The following is a 1609-nucleotide window of genomic DNA, read 5'->3' on the forward strand; positions in this document are numbered from 1 at the left end:
AAGAAGCTCTTGAAGATCGACGATGGCGCCGCGTCCGATCCCGAGAACGGCTTTATCGTGGTGACCCAGGTCGGCAGCCAGACCTTTGGCATCGTCGTCGACGGCGTGTTCCACACCGAGGAGATCGTGGTCAAGCCGATGTCGACCAAGCTGCGTCACATCGACATGTTCTCCGGCAACACCATCTTGGGCGATGGCGCCGTGATCATGATCATCGATCCCAACGGCATTGCCAAGGCGCTCGGCGCCGCCGGCTCCTCGGCCCATGACATGGCCGACGAGAACGCGGCGCATCACATCGGCAGTGGCGAGCAGACCACCTCGCTGTTGGTGTTCCGCGCCGGCTCGTCCCAGCCCAAGGCGGTCCCGCTCGGGCTCGTCACCCGCCTGGAGGAGCTGCCGGCCGACAAGATCGAGTTCAGTAACGGCCGCTACATGGTGCAGTACCGCGAGCAGCTGATGCCGCTGGTCGCCATGGAGGGCGTCACCATCGCGAGCCAGGGCGCCCAGCCGATCCTGGTGTTCGCCGATGACGGCCGCTCCATGGGCCTCGTCGTCGACGAGATCATCGACATCGTCGAGGAACGGCTCAACATCGAGGTCGGCGGCTCCTCCTCGGGCATTCTCGGCTCGGCCGTGATCAAGGGCCAGGCCACCGAGGTGATCGACGTCGGCCACTTCCTGCCGATGGCGTTCGCCGACTGGTTCACCCGCAAGGAGATGAAGCCGTCGCTGCACTCGCAGTCGGTGCTCTTGGTCGACGACAGCGCCTTCTTCCGCAACATGCTGGCGCCGGTGCTCAAAGCCGCCGGCTACCGCGTCCGCACCGCGGGAGGCGCGCAGGAGGGCCTCGCCGCGCTGCGCGCGCAGAGCTTTGACGTGGTCCTGACCGACATCGAGATGCCCGACATGAACGGGTTCGAGTTCGCCGAACTGATCCGCTCCGACAACAATCTCGGCGCGATGCCGATCATCGGCCTCTCCGCGCTGGTGTCGCCGGCGGCGATCGAGCGCGGCCGTCAGGCCGGCTTCCACGACTATGTCGCCAAGTTCGACCGTCCCGGTCTGATCGCGGCGCTGAAGGAGCAGACCGCGGGCGCCGCCGGCGCCTCCGAGCTGAGCCGGGCAGCGGCTTAAACCGCAGGGATCAGGAGACAAGCGATGAGCAGCAAGACCCAATCCAGCGAAGGCGCCATGGTCGAATACGTCACCGCGATGATCGGCGGCCAGCTGTTCGGCCTGCCGATCTCCCGCGTCCAGGACGTGTTCATGCCCGAGCGCGTCACCCGCGTGCCGCTGTCCTCGCGCGAGATCGCCGGCGTCCTCAACCTGCGTGGCCGCATCGTCACCGTGGTCGACATGCGCGCCCGGCTCGGCCTGCCCAAGGCCGAAGACGGCAAGGTGCCGATGGCGGTCGGCGTCGACCTGCGCGGTGAATCCTATGGCCTCTTGATCGACCAGATCGGCGAGGTGCTGCGCCTGCCCGAGGACGGCAAGGAGGAAAACCCCGTCAACCTCGATCCGCGCATGGCCAAGCTCGCCGGCGGCGTCCACCGCCTCGACGGCCAGCTCATGGTCGTCCTCGACGTCGATCGCGTCCTCGAGCTCG

Annotated in this window: 2 protein-coding genes; both read left to right on the forward strand. The window is 67.0% G+C overall.

The window, feature by feature from the left end; translation table 11 throughout:
* The coding region (locus CWO91_RS42105; RefSeq protein ID WP_130221161.1) for a response regulator at positions 1-1137 on the forward strand (1137 nt) is incomplete at its 5' end.
* Between the two features lie 24 nt (positions 1138-1161).
* A partial coding sequence (locus CWO91_RS42110; protein WP_130221162.1) for a chemotaxis protein CheW occupies positions 1162-1609 on the forward strand: 448 nt, incomplete at its 3' end.

It is taken from the genome of Bradyrhizobium genosp. SA-3, assembly GCF_004212635.1.
Classification (GTDB): domain Bacteria; phylum Pseudomonadota; class Alphaproteobacteria; order Rhizobiales; family Xanthobacteraceae; genus Bradyrhizobium.